The 14702-nt window shown below is 63.1% G+C and carries 18 protein-coding genes; 7 read left to right on the top strand and 11 right to left on the bottom strand.

Annotated features, from left to right (window positions below; genetic code table 11):
• Positions 1 to 33: 33 nt before the first annotated feature.
• Positions 34 to 828 carry a helix-turn-helix domain-containing protein gene (locus ACFRFQ_RS17725; protein WP_378660152.1) on the bottom strand — a complete coding sequence of 265 codons (795 nt, stop codon included), beginning with the start codon at positions 826 to 828 and terminating at the stop codon, positions 34 to 36.
• A gap of 67 nt (positions 829 to 895) precedes the next feature.
• Between ACFRFQ_RS17725 and ACFRFQ_RS17720 the strand changes: the two genes are divergently transcribed.
• Positions 896 to 1411, top strand: coding sequence for a VOC family protein (locus tag ACFRFQ_RS17720; RefSeq protein ID WP_378660150.1), 516 nt, complete (start codon positions 896 to 898; stop codon positions 1409 to 1411).
• Between the two features lie 4 nt (positions 1412 to 1415).
• Here the strand turns inward: ACFRFQ_RS17720 and ACFRFQ_RS17715 are convergent, their stop codons facing one another.
• The gene (locus tag ACFRFQ_RS17715; RefSeq protein ID WP_378660147.1) at positions 1416 to 2714 is read right to left on the bottom strand and encodes a deoxyguanosinetriphosphate triphosphohydrolase; all 1299 of its coding nucleotides are present in this window, start codon (positions 2712 to 2714) and stop codon (positions 1416 to 1418) included.
• Positions 2715 to 2725: 11 nt separating this feature from the next.
• Positions 2726 to 3304, bottom strand: coding sequence for a YdcF family protein (locus ACFRFQ_RS17710; RefSeq protein WP_378660620.1), 579 nt, complete (start codon positions 3302 to 3304; stop codon positions 2726 to 2728).
• Positions 3305 to 3487: 183 nt separating this feature from the next.
• On the opposite strand from ACFRFQ_RS17710, the gene ACFRFQ_RS17705 reads away from it, so the two are divergent.
• Both ACFRFQ_RS17705 and ACFRFQ_RS17700 read left to right on the top strand, forming a co-directional pair.
• Positions 3488 to 5569, top strand: coding sequence for a TPM domain-containing protein (locus tag ACFRFQ_RS17705; RefSeq protein WP_378660144.1), 2082 nt, complete (start codon positions 3488 to 3490; stop codon positions 5567 to 5569).
• Positions 5570 to 5668: 99 nt separating this feature from the next.
• On the top strand, positions 5669 to 6406 hold the full coding sequence (locus tag ACFRFQ_RS17700) for a polyprenol monophosphomannose synthase (protein ID WP_378660141.1): 738 nt from the start codon (positions 5669 to 5671) through the stop codon (positions 6404 to 6406).
• On the opposite strand, the gene ACFRFQ_RS17695 is transcribed toward ACFRFQ_RS17700, so the two are convergent.
• Entirely contained in the window at positions 6398 to 7177 is a 780-nt protein-coding gene (locus ACFRFQ_RS17695) for a helix-turn-helix domain-containing protein (RefSeq protein ID WP_378660138.1), read from the bottom strand. The two genes, ACFRFQ_RS17700 and ACFRFQ_RS17695, sit on opposite strands and share 9 nt — an antisense overlap.
• Positions 7178 to 7309: 132 nt before the next feature.
• On the opposite strand from ACFRFQ_RS17695, the gene ACFRFQ_RS17690 reads away from it, so the two are divergent.
• Together ACFRFQ_RS17690 and ACFRFQ_RS17685 are read left to right on the top strand one after the other, a co-directional pair.
• Complete coding sequence (locus tag ACFRFQ_RS17690; protein WP_378660135.1) at positions 7310 to 7675, top strand: nuclear transport factor 2 family protein; 366 nt, start codon at positions 7310 to 7312, stop codon at positions 7673 to 7675.
• 66 nt (positions 7676 to 7741) lie between these two features.
• Complete coding sequence (locus ACFRFQ_RS17685; RefSeq protein WP_378660132.1) at positions 7742 to 8119, top strand: MepB family protein; 378 nt, start codon at positions 7742 to 7744, stop codon at positions 8117 to 8119.
• Here ACFRFQ_RS17685 and ACFRFQ_RS17680 read toward each other — a convergent pair.
• Both ACFRFQ_RS17680 and ACFRFQ_RS17675 read right to left on the bottom strand, forming a co-directional pair.
• Positions 8107 to 8688: a dihydrofolate reductase family protein gene (locus ACFRFQ_RS17680; protein ID WP_378660130.1), complete on the bottom strand. Its 582-nt coding sequence runs from the start codon at positions 8686 to 8688 to the stop codon at positions 8107 to 8109. The two genes, ACFRFQ_RS17685 and ACFRFQ_RS17680, sit on opposite strands and share 13 nt — an antisense overlap.
• A gap of 91 nt (positions 8689 to 8779) precedes the next feature.
• Entirely contained in the window at positions 8780 to 10171 is a 1392-nt protein-coding gene (locus ACFRFQ_RS17675; RefSeq protein ID WP_138873721.1) for a glycine--tRNA ligase, read from the bottom strand.
• Positions 10172 to 10369: 198 nt separating this feature from the next.
• Between ACFRFQ_RS17675 and ACFRFQ_RS17670 the strand changes: the two genes are divergently transcribed.
• A complete protein-coding gene (locus ACFRFQ_RS17670) occupies positions 10370 to 10753 on the top strand; it encodes a helix-turn-helix transcriptional regulator (RefSeq protein WP_138872915.1) in 384 nt (127 codons plus the stop codon).
• Complete coding sequence (locus ACFRFQ_RS17665) at positions 10750 to 11196, top strand: Fur family transcriptional regulator (RefSeq protein WP_260683992.1); 447 nt, start codon at positions 10750 to 10752, stop codon at positions 11194 to 11196. The genes ACFRFQ_RS17670 and ACFRFQ_RS17665 overlap by 4 nt, the downstream gene beginning before the upstream one ends.
• 10 nt (positions 11197 to 11206) lie before the next feature.
• Here the strand turns inward: ACFRFQ_RS17665 and ACFRFQ_RS17660 are convergent, their stop codons facing one another.
• From ACFRFQ_RS17660 to ACFRFQ_RS17640, 5 genes are read right to left on the bottom strand one after another with little or no spacing between them, the layout of a single operon-like run.
• Positions 11207 to 11644, bottom strand: coding sequence for a GNAT family N-acetyltransferase (locus ACFRFQ_RS17660; protein ID WP_378660126.1), 438 nt, complete (start codon positions 11642 to 11644; stop codon positions 11207 to 11209).
• Positions 11644 to 12066, bottom strand: a complete 423-nt coding sequence (locus ACFRFQ_RS17655) for a YbjN domain-containing protein (protein ID WP_378660618.1) — start codon at positions 12064 to 12066, stop codon at positions 11644 to 11646. Before ACFRFQ_RS17655 ends, ACFRFQ_RS17660 begins: the two co-directional genes overlap by 1 nt.
• An 11-nt stretch (positions 12067 to 12077) precedes the next feature.
• Complete coding sequence (locus ACFRFQ_RS17650; RefSeq protein ID WP_092808653.1) at positions 12078 to 12896, bottom strand: isoprenyl transferase; 819 nt, start codon at positions 12894 to 12896, stop codon at positions 12078 to 12080.
• The gene (gene recO / locus ACFRFQ_RS17645; protein ID WP_378660122.1) at positions 12853 to 13668 is read right to left on the bottom strand and encodes a DNA repair protein RecO; all 816 of its coding nucleotides are present in this window, start codon (positions 13666 to 13668) and stop codon (positions 12853 to 12855) included. Before recO ends, ACFRFQ_RS17650 begins: the two co-directional genes overlap by 44 nt.
• Before the next feature lie 41 nt (positions 13669 to 13709).
• On the bottom strand, positions 13710 to 14699 hold the full coding sequence (locus ACFRFQ_RS17640; RefSeq protein WP_378660119.1) for a diiron oxygenase: 990 nt from the start codon (positions 14697 to 14699) through the stop codon (positions 13710 to 13712).
• Positions 14700 to 14702 lie beyond the last annotated feature (3 nt).

Below are 14702 nucleotides of genomic sequence, written 5' to 3'. Positions count from 1 at the left end.
GGTCCACGAACTGCGCCTGACACGGCAAGTTCGTCACGGGCGGTCTGGATGTCGGCGGTAGGAGTTCGGCGTGAAACCGAGGACGTTGCGGAAGTCTGCGGACAGGTGGGCGTGGTCCGCGTAACCGAGATCGGCCGCCACCTGCGCGATCTTCACCGACGGATCTTCGCGTAGCCGCTGCGCGGCTTCCTGAAGTCGGTAGCGTCGAATGATCGCCAAGGGTGGCAGCCCGACGTATCGCTGGGCAAGGCGTTGGACACCACGCGTGGAAGTGCCGAGAAGTTTGGCGATATCACCGACACGCATCACTGTCCGGTCCGAAGCGATCAGGTCTTCCATGACATTTGCCAGTCGGCCACTCTCGTCGTCCGGCGCAATGTGCTCGGCCGCCCACTCGGAGAAAGCCGCAATCGCGCGCTGCCTACCTACCTCGTGGTCAGCCTCACCCATCGCCGACATGACTGCCTCATGCAAGTCCGGCGCGGCGATCTGCACTACGGAGTTCTGGATGGTCTGCGGATCAGCTCGCAACGACGCGAGGCCCGCCGGCCGCAACAGTGCGCCCACCGCCCATCCACTGCCATACAGGTCACGGTGCGACGCCCCCGTCGACGGGCCGACCAGAGACACCCCGCCCGGTTCGACCACCAGATTGGAAGCGGGGAACGGCAGCACTTCCTGGCGAACCGTTCGGCCGGGCGCCAGCTGCCATCGCGGAATCCAGAACCAGCGGATGCGCCCTTCCAACGAGGCGTCGGCCGGTTCGCGGTGGAACGTCGGGAGCTTGGTGGGGTACAGAATCCCGCGACTGTCACCGGGCGTGACCAACTGTCGTCCTCCTCATTCGTCGCGAATCTTCAAGCCACAACCCACCTGACGGCGATACCTTCGGTTCATGAACCCAGACAGCATTTCCCAGCAGGGCGTGACCGGCGAACACACAACAGACGGCATCCCACACGGCTCGACGAGCCTGACCCCGTTTCTGGCGATCAAGGGAGCCGCCGACGCGATCGAATTTTACCGGTCTGTGTACGGCGCACGCGTGGTCGACATAACCGAGTTCAGCGGCGTCGTCGTCCACGCCGACCTCGATTTCGGAAACGGTCGGCTCCAACTCGGCGAACCCAACGCCGATTACGGCCTCGTCGAGGCACCTGCCGGCGATGCCGACTCCTACTCGATGGGGCTGTACTGCTCGGATGTCGACGCGGTCGTCGAGCGAGCAGTGCACGCCGGCGCGACCGTTCGTGAATCGGTGAGCACGTTCGTCTCGGGCGACCGGTTTGCCTCGATCCGCGATCCTTTCGGCGTGCGTTGGTCCATCATGACGCGTGTCGAGGACCTCAGCGAAGCCGAGAGCGCGCGGCGCGTCGCAGAATGGGCGCTGACGCAAACGCCCTCGAGTTGAGCAGTCAGCCCCAACTGGCCTGCGCGCCGAGGCTCGCTTTGTCGACCCGCTCGAGGCGACTCTCGGTGTACGACGCGATCTGATCCACGACAACGCGAGTGCGTGCCGCGTCGTTTTCCGCTCGCTCCCAGGCCGGCAGCAGAATGGGGTCCAATCCGGCAGGCGCCGTTGCGAGCAGCCATTCCGCGACGCGATGAACGCGGTCACGTTGACGGTCTTGGCGCGCCTTGTGCCCGTTGTCGGACATCACGTAATACAGCGCAACGGTTTTGAGCAGCGCGACTTCGGATGCCACAGCTTCGGGGATGTCGAGGTCTGCTTGGTATCGCGAGAGCGGCCGGTCGCCGTTGGTCAGTCGGGTGCGGGCGATAGCTGCCGTCGCAAAGCGTCCGACCAATTCACTGGTCAGGTTCTTCAGTGCCACGGAACTGTTCAGGGTCCCGTCGTAACTGCCGACGCCCTGAACTACTGGCAGCTCGGACAGCCGCTGTGCCGCGTCGATCAGATCATCGATCACCAGGCCACGGAATTCCGAGGCCCCCAACTCGGCGAGTGCGCGCTGTTCACTCGGGTCGGCCAGTGACCGCAGATCGATCCGGCCGGCGATCACGCCGTCCTCGACGTCGTGCACCGAGTAGGCGACGTCGTCGGCCCAGTCCATGACCTGAGCTTCCAGCGCTTGCCGACGCCCGGGCGCACCGTCGCGGACCCAGGCCAGCACATCGGCGTCGTCGTCGTAGGCACCGAACTTGGCTCCAGGGTCCGGCCGGGTCCACGGGTACTTGATTGCGGCGTCGAGGGAAGCTCGGGTGAGGTTGAGCCCGGCGCTGCGGCCGTCCGGACCGAGAATTTTGGGTTCGAGGCTGGTGAGGATACGAAGATTCTGGGCGTTGCCTTCGAATCCACCGCAGTCCTTCGCGACTTCGTCGAGAGCTTTCTCACCGTTGTGACCGTATGGGGGATGCCCGATGTCGTGGGCGAGGCCGGCAAGGTCCACGAGATCGGGATCACAGCCGAGGCCGTCGGCGATACCCCGACCGATCTGCGCAACTTCCATCGAGTGTGTGAGCCGAGTACGCGGGGTGTCGCCGTCGCGAGGACCGACTACTTGGGTTTTGTCGGCGAGACGTCGTAGCGCCGCGGAGTGCTGCACGCGAGCACGATCCCGCGAAAAGTCGGACCGATGTTGGGCGGCGGCAATTTGTGTACCCGGCAATCCTGCTCGCTTGGGCGCCTCGACAACAAAGCGCTCCAGATCGTGCTCGGAGTAGGTTCCGCCGCCGTACGTGGTGTGTGCCGTCATCTCGGTTGTTCCTATTGCCCTGCCGTGTAGGGGAAGTCAGCGGAAAAGTGTGTCAGTTGGTACCAGAGCAGGGCGCCGGTTTCGCGCGCGATGCCGTGAAGTTGGGATTCGCGGGTGAACACCGCCGGACCTTGCCTCGTGGGCGCAGTCCAGGCTTCGAGGCCGGTGTCGCGAGCCATGGTTCGGGTGCGCAGGGAATGCCACGGGTCGCTGACCAGAACTGCGGAACTGATTCCCTGCGAGGCCATTTCGTCACTGACAGCATCAATACTCAGCAGGGTGTCCGAGCCGGTTTCGACGGCAGTGATCGCACTCGACGGAATCCCGCGGTCGGTGAGATACATCTTTCCCGACGCGGCTTCGGTGTACTCGTCACCTTCTTGCTTGCCGCCGACCGTTATGATCTGCGGCGCCACCCCACGCTTGTACAGCTTGTACGCCTGCTCGAGCCTCGCTTCGAATACCGACGACGGTGTTCCCGAATACTGAGCGGCGCCGAGAACCACAATCGCGTCGGCGGGTGTCGTGTCGTCGATCCGCGCAACCTGCCAGACCCGGACCGCCGTTCCGCCGATCAAGACGAATGTCATCAGTAGAGCCCCGGCGATAAACCGTCGGGTCCATCGCGCCAGACCTTCGCCGAAGCCGCCACCAGCCCCGGAGGGCGCAGAGTTGCGGGAGCGGTTGCCGAAAGCTGGTTTCACTCCCGCAATTGTGCCAGCCCGGATCGCTCCCCCGCGCTGCCGACGCGCCCTAGCGGTTAGATTTGCGTCATGGCCTTCGCAGCACACATCGAGCAGTCGTCTCCAGCAGACCACGGCCGGGTATCCGTCCGGCTGATCCGGCGTTGGGGAAGCGCGAGCGCCGTAGCGGCGATCCTCGCGATCCTGGCATTGATCTTCAGCCCCGCTGCGGCGTCGGCGGATCCGCCGTTGGTCCTTCCCAACCAGATCACCGACACCTCGGGCGTCCTGGGCAACGGACAGAAGGACGACATCCAAGCTGCGCTCGATCAACTCAGAGAAGACCATCAGATCGATCTGTGGGTTGCGTTCGTGCCTGACTTCAACGAGATGGGCGGCCAGGCGTGGGCCGATCAGACTGCAACGAAGTCGACTCTCGAGGGTAATGACGTCCTGCTCGCAGTCGCGACCACCGAAGGTGCGTACTACCTCGACGTGCCGCCCGGACTGACCAACATCACACAATCCGACATCGACTCGATCAAGTCGGATGCGTTGGAACCGGCGCTCCTCGACGATGATTGGGCCGGAGCCGCGATCGCTACCGCAGGTGCGCTCGGTGACGCAAACGCCAAGAGCGGCGGCATGTCCGTGAGCGCACTCCTCATCGGCGGCGGCGCGGTCATCGTCGGAACCGGCGGAGTGGTTCTGTATTCACGCAAACGGAAGAGCGATCGGGACAAGGCCAGCCTCGAAGCCGCGAAGAATATCGCACCCGACGATATCGCCGGTTTGACTGCACTTCCGTTGCCGACGCTCGACGATCGAGCTCAGGCCATTCTCGTCGAGACCGACAACGCAATCTCGTCGAGTCAGGAAGAACTCGAACTCGCGCGAAGCGAATTCGGCGATGCGGCAGTCGCGCCGTTTGCCCAGGCGTTCGACAAGGCCAAGGCGACGCTCGCCGGCGCCTTCGGCATCAGGCAGAAGCTCGACGACGCCATCCCGGAGTCCCCTGATCAGCGACGCCAGATGCTCATCGACATCATTTCCTCGTGTGGCCGTGCCGATCAGGAACTGGAAGCGCGGGTCGAAGAGTTCGACAACATGCGTGACCTTCTCATCAATGCGCCTGCCCGCCTCGATGCTCTGACGCAGGCCGTTGTGGCTGTCAGCGTCCGTCTGCCGGAGTCGGAGAAAATCCTCAACGAGCTGAAGAACCAGTTCCCGGCTCCGACGTTGGCGCCGGTGGCCGGCAACGTCACGATGGCCGGTGAACGGTTGACGCTGGCCGAGCAGTCCATCGAGCAGGGCCGCGATGCCGTTGCCTTGCCCGCCGGTAAGCAGGGCGCCGCTGTCACAGCGATTCGGACCGCGGAGGCCGCACTGGATCAGGCTCGCAAACTTCTCGACGCCGTGGATCACGCGGCGGACGATATCCGCAACGCCATCGCTACCCTCCCCGCCGCGATGGACGACGTTCAGCAGGGCATCACCGCTGCCGACGCCTACCTGGCCCAGGGCGGCGATCGATTGGCCGCAGCCAAGGCCGGCGCGCAGGCCGCGTTGACTCACGCGCAGACAGCGAAGGACAGCGATCCGCTCGGCGCGTTCAACCAGATCGTGGCCGCCGACGCACAGCTCGACGCGTTGCTCGCGGAGGCTCAGGAGCAGAAGCAACAGCTCGAACGGGCGCAGCAACGCCTCGCGCAGGACATTCTGGCGGCCCAGGCGCAGGTCACCGCTGCCGGCGATTTCCTCAATACCCGACGTGGCGTCATCGGCGCCGAGGCCCGCACTCGCTACGCCGAAGCCCAGCGCCATCTGCAGGCCGCTCAGCAGTTGCAGGGCACCGATCCGTCGACGGCCCTGCAACACGCGCAAGCCGCAACAACGCTGGCCACCCATGCTCTGCGGGCAGCCCAGAGCGACGTCAGCACATGGGAGGCAAACCAGCGTCCCCGCAGCGGTAGCGGCGGCGGCAACAATGCGGCCGGCGCCATTCTCGGCGGCATCCTCATCAACAGTGTTCTCCGTGGCGGCGGGGGTGGACCGCGCTCGTACGGCGGTCCGAGCAGCAGCGGACGAGGCGGCGGATTCGGCGGCGGCGGGTTCGGTGGCGGCGGCGGAGGCCGCGGCAGTCGAGGAGGTGGCGGCGGCGGCCGGTTCTGAGTCAACTACCCGAGGTAGTAAAATTCTGACTTTGTTCGCGACCGACCTCGTCGTACGCTTCATCCGGCAAGTCGGGATCACAGATCATACGAAGGTGTTATGAACAACGTCGCTCCGCAGATTACCGTCGTGGTACCCACGTACAACGAGCGTGAAAACCTGCCCAAGCTCGTCGATCGTCTCGCCGCGTTGGAGATCCCGAACCTGGCTGTCCTGGTCGTTGACGACAACTCCCCCGACGGAACCGGCGAGGTCGCGGACAAACTCGGCATCGACGGCCCCATCCCGGTGGGTGTTCTGCATCGCACCGCCAAGGACGGACTCGGCCGCGCCTACGTCGCCGGTATGACGCGGGCCCTCGCCGAGAATGCCGACATCGTCATTCAGATGGACGCGGATCTCTCCCACCCGTCCGAAGTGATCCCCGCCATGATCGAGATTCTCACCACAACCGATGCCGCGGTGGTGCTCGGTTCGCGTTACGTCGAGGGCGGCGCCGTGGCCGGCGACTGGCCGTGGCACCGCAAGGCACTGTCGGCGTGGGCCAACTTCTACGTCAACGCAATCCTGCGGTTGCACGTCAAGGACGCCACCGCCGGATTCAAGGCGTGGCACGCAAAGACGTTGCGCGCCATCGACGTCGAATCGGTGCAGAGCAACGGTTACGCCTTCCAGGTCGAGATGAACTACCGAGTTGTGCAGCGCGGTATGAAGATCGCAGAAACCCCGATCCGTTTCGAGGAGCGCACCGACGGCGTCTCGAAGATGAGCCTGGCCGTTCAGCTGGAATCGGCCCTGGTTCCCTGGAAGCTGAAGTTCGGCAAGAAGTCACTGTAATTTCGCTCGGAAGAACTCCGCGGTCTCGCGGTCGGACGGATAGAAACATTCGATAGCGATCTCGGCCAAGGTGACATCGCGCGGCGTACCGAACACGGTGGTGGTACTGAACATCGCCAGTTCGGTGTCGCCCGCGCGAATCCGCAAGGGCACCAACAGAGAACTCGTTTCGTCCTCGTACCACTCACCGCCGCTGGGGTATGTCCGCAGTTCTTCCAGCAGAGCGCCCAATTGCGCGTCGGCGGTTACCTCGACTTCGCGGCGCAGCCGGGCGATCACGTGAGTTCGCCACTGCGCCAAGTTCGCGATGCGCGGCGCCATACCTTCGGGGTGCAAACTCAGTCGCAACACATTGACCGGCGGTTCCAGAAGAAACGACGCTGACCCATCCGTCAGGATGCTTACCGCCCGATTACCGACGATCAGATCCCACTGGTGATCGACCACCACAGCCGGGTACGGGTCATGGGCGTCGACGATGCGGTTGATGGCGTCACTGACCGCGGACATCGGTGTTTCCGCCAACGCACTCTCCGAATAGGCCGGCGCGTGACCGCCCGCCAACAACAGCGTATTCCGCTGCCGCAGTGGCACTTCCAAACACTCCGACAAGTGGATGATCATGTCCTTGCTCGGTTTCGATCGACCGGTTTCGATGAAACTCAGATGCCTCGTCGAGACTCCCGCAGCTGACGAAAGCCCCAACTGAGTAAGCCGCCGCCTCTCACGCCACGATCTCAGTTGGGCTCCCACATTCGCGCTCTGGGTCATCCACTCAACGTAGCGACAAGGTGTAACCAGCGCCATGACCTCCGAGGTAATCGACTGACGTCACATCCTCTTGGCACAGTGATCTCAGCCGGGAAGCCGACCCCCGGACCTCGACAACCAGGAGGATTGATCATGAGTGACTTCGACGCAATCGCACACGCCTACATCGACCTGTGGAACGAAACCGATGCCTCAGCACGCCAGGAACGAATCGAGCAGTTGTTCGCGCCCGACGGCCGGTACACCGATCCGCTGGCAGACGTGACCGGTCACAGCCAGATCGACGCGATGATCAGCGCTGTGCAGCAGCAGTTTCCGGGCATGATCTTCACACTTGCCGGACCGGTGGACGCACACCACAGCCAAGCTCGTTTCGGCTGGAAGCTCGGACCAGCCGGCGAGGACTCCCTCATCGACGGATTCGACGTACTCGAGCGCAATGACGACGGCCGGTTGACGCTTGTTCTCGGGTTCCTCGACAAGGTGCCGTCAGCCTGAATCTCGGGCCGACCGACAGCGCTGCACCGTCAGCACTGTCGGTGGCCTGTGTCATCATCGTTGCCGATGAACGCTGACGGATGTACCTGGTCCACACCGATTCCCGAATCCGAGGGCGCTGTGTACCGGCGTGCTAAAACGACTCCCACCAAACTCGGGCAGTTCGTGACATTGTGGCAACGCTCGGATGCCGGGCCCATCCGCCCATTCGATGTTTCCGACGGCGTCGAATTGTTCGTCGTGGAGGTATACCACGAAGAACAGCTGGGGCACTTCATTTTTCCCGTCGACGCCCTGGTTCGACGCGGCGTCGTATCCACTGATTTCGCAGGCGGTAAACGTGCCATCCGCGTCTACCCGCCGTGGGTGACGCCGACCAGCGCCCAGGCACTGAAAACTCAGAGCTGGCAACTGGGATTCTTTCACCCCACTCACTGCAACTGATACGTCGCGATGATGACTCCCGTTGTGGTGGATACTGTTTCGGTGAGAGTGAACCGGGAGAGTGTGGCACCGTCGGGAAACAATCTGCGTCCAGTGCCGAGGACCACAGGGTGGATGAGCAGAATGTAGGTGTCGATCAATCGGCGCTTCGCCAGCGAATTGATCAGTTCCCCGCTACCGAGGATGACCAGGTCCGGCCCCTCGGAGTCCTTCAACTCGGCAACCGCGTCGGAGGCGTCACCGCGGAGCAGGGTCGAGTTCTTCCACGGTAGTGGTTCGGTCAATGTCCGCGACGCAACGTATTTCTGCGTGTTGTCGAGGACATCGGTGAAGGGGTTGTCGGTCTGGTGCGGCCAGTACGACGCAAAACTCTCGTACGTCCGTCGCCCGAAGAGAAGCTGCGATCTCGCAGCCATTCCCTCCCCCATTTTTCGCGCCATGACCGAGTCGCTGAACGGCGCAGCCCATCCCCCGTGTTCGAAGCCGCCGCGACGGTCTTCGTCCGGCCCACCCGGCGCCTGCATGACACCGTCGAGAGTCACGCTGTTGGTCACGCTGAGGTTTCTCATATCTCTGTTCCTACGCCTCGAACGCGCTCGGGAACAGAGAAACGGGCGACCTCCCCCGTTATCGAGGAAGGCCGCCCGTGACAGATTCGGTTTACGAACCGATCAGGCGTGCAGCCAGGTAGCCCTCGACCTGGTCGAGTGCGACGCGTTCCTGCGCCATGGAGTCGCGCTCGCGCACGGTGACTGCCTGGTCTTCGAGGGTGTCGAAGTCGACAGTGATGCAGAACGGGGTGCCGATCTCGTCCTGACGACGGTAGCGACGACCGATGGCGCCGGCGTCGTCGAATTCGACGTTCCAGTTCTGACGCAGTTGCGCTGCAAGATCTTTTGCCTTGGGCGTGAGATCCGCGTTACGCGAGAGCGGCAGGACGGCAGCCTTGACGGGAGCGAGACGACGATCCAGGCGCAGCACTGTGCGCTTGTCGACACCGCCCTTGGCGTTGGGGGCTTCGTCTTCGGTGTAGGCGTCGACGAGGAAGGCCATGAGCGAACGGGTGAGTCCGGCTGCAGGCTCGATGACGTACGGCGTGTAGCGCTCGCCGGTGGTCTGGTCGAAGTAGTTCAGCTCGGTGCCCGAGTGCTTGGAGTGCGTCGAGAGGTCGAAGTCGGTGCGGTTCGCGATGCCCTCGAGCTCACCCCATTCGCTGCCCTGGAAGTGGAAGCGGTACTCGATGTCCGTGGTGCCCTTGGAGTAGTGCGAGAGCTTTTCCTTCGCGTGCTCGTACAGGCGAAGGTTGTCTTTGTTGATACCGAGGCCGGTGTACCAGTCCAGGCGGTAGTCGATCCAGTACTTGTGCCACGCGTCGTCCTCGCCGGGCTTGACGAAGAATTCCATCTCCATCTGCTCGAACTCGCGGGTGCGGAAGATGAAGTTGCCCGGTGTGATCTCGTTGCGGAAGCTCTTGCCGATCTGGCCGATGCCGAACGGCGGCTTCTTACGCGACGTGGTGAGTACGTTCGCGAAGTTCACGAAGATGCCCTGCGCGGTTTCGGGACGCAGGTAGTGCATGCCCTCTTCGCTCTCGACGGGGCCGAGGTACGTCTTGAGCATCATGTTGAAGTCGCGCGGTTCGGTCCACTGGCCGACGGTGCCGCAGTCGGGGCAACCGATGAGGTCCATCGTGACGTCGTCCGGGTTGTCGAGCTTCTTCTTCTCCGCGTACGCCTCCTGCAGGTGATCCTGACGGTGACGCTTGTGACAGTTGAGGCACTCGACCAGCGGGTCGTTGAAGACGCCGACGTGTCCGGATGCAACCCACACCTCGCGGGGCAGAATCACCGAGGAGTCGAGGCCGACAACGTCCTCGCGGCTGGTAACCATGTTGCGCCACCACTGACGCTTGATGTTCTCCTTGAGCTCGACACCCAATGGGCCGTAGTCCCACGCGGACTTGGTTCCTCCGTAGATCTCACCGCACGGGTAGACCAGGCCTCGCCGCTTGGCGAGATTGACGACGGCTTCGATCTTGGACTTGGGTGCCACTGGATTGCTCTCCATCTGGGTAATAGATGCACGGTTTTCCTGCGCTTTTTGCATGTCCAGACTAACCGGCCCCAGAAGTGGACTTCGCGCCACGGTTGACATGCGTACTTGTGCATATCAAAATGAATGTGATTTGCAATAGTGTGGTCAGATGGCTACGCAGGAACGTTGTGACACATCCCTCGAAGGAGCCTCGCTGTGAGCATTGCGGATACCGGCGATCTCCACAACCACCACGATCACGCTGATCTCGATCACACCCACGACCCGTTCGAACCCGTCCCCCCGGCGGTGGTTCCGCCCAAGGAAACCCTGGCCGCGGCCGGCGAGATCCTGCGCGCACTCGCCGCACCGGTCCGCATCGCGATCGTGCTCCAACTCCACCAGTCGCAGCGGTGCGTCCACGAACTTGTCGGCGCCCTGGGCGTCACCCAACCGCTCATCAGCCAGCACCTTCGTGTCCTGAAGGCCGCGGGCGTCGTACGCGGCGAACGCCACGGACGCGAAGTTCTCTATCGACTGGCCGATGACCATCTAGCCCACATAGTCGTGGACGCTGTCGCCCACGCAGAAGAAGGATGATCACCACCAACATGAACACCACCGGTCAGTCTGCATTCAAGCGCAGCGCCACTGTCGGCATTCGGTCGACCAAACAGCGCAGCGCGATTTCCGCGCTGCTCGACGACATCGGCGAGTTCAAGTCGGCGCAAGAGCTGCACGACGAACTACGCAAGCGTGGTGAAGCTATCGGCCTGACTACCGTCTACCGCACCTTGCAAGCTCTTGCCGACGCCGGAACCATCGACGTCCTGCGCACCGATACCGGTGAATCCGTCTATCGCCGTTGCTCTTCCGGCCACCATCACCACCTCGTGTGCCGCAATTGCGGATACACCGTGGAGGTGGAGGGCGCGATGGTCGAGCAGTGGTCGCAGACCATTGCGGACGACAACGGTTTCACCGAAGTCAGCCACACCGTCGAGATCTTCGGCACCTGCCGCGATTGCGCAGCGGCCGTTTAGACGGCACGTTTCAGTCGGCGAGCGAGAACCGAAGCAGATTGGATTCGCGCGGCTCGAAACCGAGTTTCCGGTAAAGCTTGTTCGCGGCTACCCGCGAGCTCCGAGAGGTCAGATCCACAGTGCGGGCACCGAGTTCGCCGGCTCGGGCGAGCGCTGCCGTCGTCAGCGCAGATCCGACCTGCCGGCCTTGAGCCGCCGAGTCGACCACTACATCCTCGATCCACGCTCGGTGGCCGGTCGGGGTAGGAAAGACGACGAGCGTCAACATTCCGACGATGTGACCGTCAAGTCTGGCCACGAAGAGTGTGTTCGTCGTGCAGCCCACGACCGTCTCGAGCATCGCCGCGGTGACAGGTGGTGCCGACTTCGACAGCTGCGGAACGAGTCTCGCGCAGGCATCGACCAGCTCGTCTGTGACTTCGGAGGCCTCGTGGATTTCGAGCGCCATCAGGGAAGTAGTCCCTGCCTGGCCGTATCGGCTCCGGTGAGCGCCAGCAGCAGCATCGTGGTGAGCGCTTCGTCTTCCAGTCCCGCCGCCGGAAACGTGTACCGCAGAATGACATCCGCGAGACTGCCGTGCCCGAACACCGCAATGGATCCGAACTGGATGGTGCGGTTGCGCTCGGCCACCTTGCGGTGCAGCGCGGCGCTGACCGGACGGTCCCACGCCAGCACACACGTCATCGACAGAACGTCGAGACCTTCGGAAAGATTCATCGCCTGAACCGAGCACAGCGCCCCGGCGTACTGGAATCCCAGTGAACCGTCCTCGGCCACGTCGACGGTCACAAAATGCGCCAGCGCTTCGGCCGCACGCTCTTGCAGTCGCGCGGCGTTGTCGGAGGTCTCGGTCATGTTTTCACCTGTCATTTCACGCTCTGTCATTTCACTCCGCCGAACCGGCGATCGCGTGAGGCGTACTCGACGCACGCGGCCCACAGGTCACGACGGTCGAAATCGGGAAACAGCTTCTCCTGGTACACCATTTCGGCGTACGCGGACTGCCAGATCAAGAAGTTGGACGTGCGCTGCTCCCCCGACGGACGCAGGAACAAGTCGACGTCCGGCATGTCGGGTTCGTCGAGATACTTGGCAACGGTCGCCTCGGTGATCTTGTCTGGATTGATCTCGCCGGCGGCAACGCGCTTGGCAATTTCCTTGACCGCATCGGCAATTTCGGCGCGCCCACCGTAGTTGACGCACATCGTCAGATTCATCACCGTGTTGTTCTTGGTGAGTTCCTCGGCGATCTCGAGTTCCTTGATGACACTCGCCCACAATCGAGGCTTCCGGCCGGCCCAGCGAACCCGAACACCCATCTCGTTCATCTCGTCGCGTCGACGGCGAATCACGTCACGGTTGAAGCCCATGAGGAAACGCACCTCGTCCGGGCTGCGCTTCCAGTTCTCGGTGGAGAAGGCGTACGCGGAGAGCCACTCGACGCCCATCTCGATGCAGCCGCACACCGTGTCCATCAGTACGGCTTCGCCGCGCTCGTGACCGGCTGTGCGCGGCAGTCCACGCTCCTGAGCCCAGCGTCCGTTGCCGTCCATCACCAGCGCAACGTGGCGCGGGATCAGTTCGGTTTGCAGGATCGGCGGTTTTGCTCCGGACGGGTGGGGGTCCGGTGGCCGGATCACCCGATCTGCAGCAGAGTCAAGCGGGGTGCGCGGTTCGCGTCGTCGAATCACGCGTTCCATCCTGCCCCACCGCAGCAGCGACCTCGACGACCGCATGCGGCCTTGACCGTTCGATGAGCGGTAGCGTGCGCAATTGCCGCTCGAGATGCCACTGCAAATGCGCTGCCACCAGGCCACTTGCCTGAGTACGCAGAGTGGTCGGCACCACGTCGGTACCTTCCCACTCGCCCCGCAGCAACGCTTCCATCAGATCCAGGACACCCGGTGACGGCGTCGCAGATCCGGGCGGGCGGCAGTACGTACAGACCGCCCCGCCGGCCGCGACATGGAAAGCGCGATGCGGACCGGGAGACGAACACTTGGCGCATTCCCCGAGTGCGGGCGCCCAACCCGCGTATCCCATGGCCCGGAGAAGGAAAGCGTCAAGAACAAATTCGACGGGACGACCCTGCTCGGCGATAGCCCGCAGGGCACCGACGGTGAGCCGCTGAAGCTGCGGCGCCGGGGCTCGTTCTTCGCCGGCCAGCCGTTCCGCAGTTTCGAGCACCGCGCAGGCCGTGGTGTACCGGCTGTAATCGTCGACGATGTCGGTGGCAAAGGCGTCGACCGTTTGGACCTGCGTGATGATGTCCAGATTTTTGCCCGGCAGGAGTTGGACGTCGATATGCGCGAACGGTTCGAGCCGTGCCCCGAACTTGGAGGTGGTTCTGCGGACACCCTTGGCCACGGCACGCACCAACCCGAATTGACGGGTGAGCAATGTGACGATGTGGTCGGCTTCGCCCAGCTTATGCAGGCGAAGCACCACCGCCGTGTCTCGATACAACCTCACCGAACCAGTGTCCCACGTGGCACCGACGGTTTATACGACCGCTAGCGCCGCGATTTTGTCCAGCGCCGCGGTTCACCGCGATACCTGGCCTTGTCGCCGGCGATTCCAAACTTCTTCCACGCCCGCCGCGAGACGGGATTCATCAGCCCCAACTCGTCTGCCAATGCGCGCATTTCACCGAAGTAGTTGCCCAGGATGCGACGCGACGTCGGACTGCGCCAAAATGCTTCCCTCATCACCGAGTCGGGAATGCCGAACTTTTCCGCAAATTCCTTGGGCGGTGCCATGATCTCGCCGGAGAGCCACCGCATGGTGCCGGGAAAGGCCACGGACGTCATCGCGCGGCCGAACGGACCCATTCGCGGAACATGCGTGCGCAGGAAATCGTGTGCAAAGGAAATGTGCCTGGCCTCCTCCGCGATGTGAATCTCCATGGTGCGCAACATCACCGGGACGGTGTCCTTGCCTTCGCGGATGAGGTCCTTCTGGAAGTGATCGATCGGTTCTTCGCCGGCCAGGATGCCGATGAAGAAAATGACCGGGAACTTGGCGCCCAACAAGCCGACGTAGGGGGACAACCGGCGAAACAGCGGGCGCATCCCCGGCACGTCGACGCCAACCCGATTGACAAATTCCTGGAACATCTGGATGTGATTGCACTCTTCGGTCATCTCGTGCAGGCAGTACCGAAACTCCGGGGATTGGTTCGGCAACGCCATGATGTACTGCATCATTCCGCGGATCAGAATGCTCTCGAACGCCGAACCCACCTTGGTGACGTTGGCTTGGCGCCACTTCCCCATCGCGATACGGCGTTCGAGCGACTGCGCTTGGTACCAACTCGTGGCACCGAGCGGATCGGACACCGACGAGAGAACCCAGCGCGGATCATCGGGATCTATCGCGTATTCCGGTGCATCCCAATCGATGTCGAGGTAGGGGTCGAACCGCCGGTGCACTGAGCCGTCGGACAGCGTCGCCAGCAACTCGCGATACGGCTGATCCATGACAATCGATGTCGACCTGGCCATCAG

Source organism: Rhodococcus sp. NPDC056743 (genome assembly GCF_042790355.1).
GTDB lineage: Bacteria > Actinomycetota > Actinomycetes > Mycobacteriales > Mycobacteriaceae > Rhodococcus_F.
Note: the sequence above shows the minus strand (reverse complement) of the source record. Positions and strands in the feature narration are given on the sequence as shown.

What these genes read in the sequence shown, in the direction of transcription:
- ACFRFQ_RS17695 (WP_378660138.1), bottom strand. Translation starts at nt 7,177, where the DNA reads ATGACCCAGAGCGCGAATGTGGGAGCCCAACTGAGATCGTGGCGTGAG.
- ACFRFQ_RS17665 (WP_260683992.1), top strand. Translation starts at nt 10,750, where the DNA reads ATGATCACCACCAACATGAACACCACCGGTCAGTCTGCATTCAAGCGC.
- ACFRFQ_RS17700 (WP_378660141.1), top strand. Translation starts at nt 5,669, where the DNA reads ATGAACAACGTCGCTCCGCAGATTACCGTCGTGGTACCCACGTACAAC.
- ACFRFQ_RS17650 (WP_092808653.1), bottom strand. Translation starts at nt 12,896, where the DNA reads ATGGAACGCGTGATTCGACGACGCGAACCGCGCACCCCGCTTGACTCT.
- ACFRFQ_RS17680 (WP_378660130.1), bottom strand. Translation starts at nt 8,688, where the DNA reads ATGAGAAACCTCAGCGTGACCAACAGCGTGACTCTCGACGGTGTCATG.
- ACFRFQ_RS17655 (WP_378660618.1), bottom strand. Translation starts at nt 12,066, where the DNA reads ATGACAGGTGAAAACATGACCGAGACCTCCGACAACGCCGCGCGACTG.
- ACFRFQ_RS17710 (WP_378660620.1), bottom strand. Translation starts at nt 3,304, where the DNA reads ATGACATTCGTCTTGATCGGCGGAACGGCGGTCCGGGTCTGGCAGGTT.
- ACFRFQ_RS17690 (WP_378660135.1), top strand. Translation starts at nt 7,310, where the DNA reads ATGAGTGACTTCGACGCAATCGCACACGCCTACATCGACCTGTGGAAC.
- ACFRFQ_RS17715 (WP_378660147.1), bottom strand. Translation starts at nt 2,714, where the DNA reads ATGACGGCACACACCACGTACGGCGGCGGAACCTACTCCGAGCACGAT.
- ACFRFQ_RS17660 (WP_378660126.1), bottom strand. Translation starts at nt 11,644, where the DNA reads ATGGCGCTCGAAATCCACGAGGCCTCCGAAGTCACAGACGAGCTGGTC.
- ACFRFQ_RS17685 (WP_378660132.1), top strand. Translation starts at nt 7,742, where the DNA reads ATGAACGCTGACGGATGTACCTGGTCCACACCGATTCCCGAATCCGAG.
- ACFRFQ_RS17640 (WP_378660119.1), bottom strand. Translation starts at nt 14,699, where the DNA reads ATGGCCAGGTCGACATCGATTGTCATGGATCAGCCGTATCGCGAGTTG.
- ACFRFQ_RS17720 (WP_378660150.1), top strand. Translation starts at nt 896, where the DNA reads ATGAACCCAGACAGCATTTCCCAGCAGGGCGTGACCGGCGAACACACA.
- ACFRFQ_RS17705 (WP_378660144.1), top strand. Translation starts at nt 3,488, where the DNA reads ATGGCCTTCGCAGCACACATCGAGCAGTCGTCTCCAGCAGACCACGGC.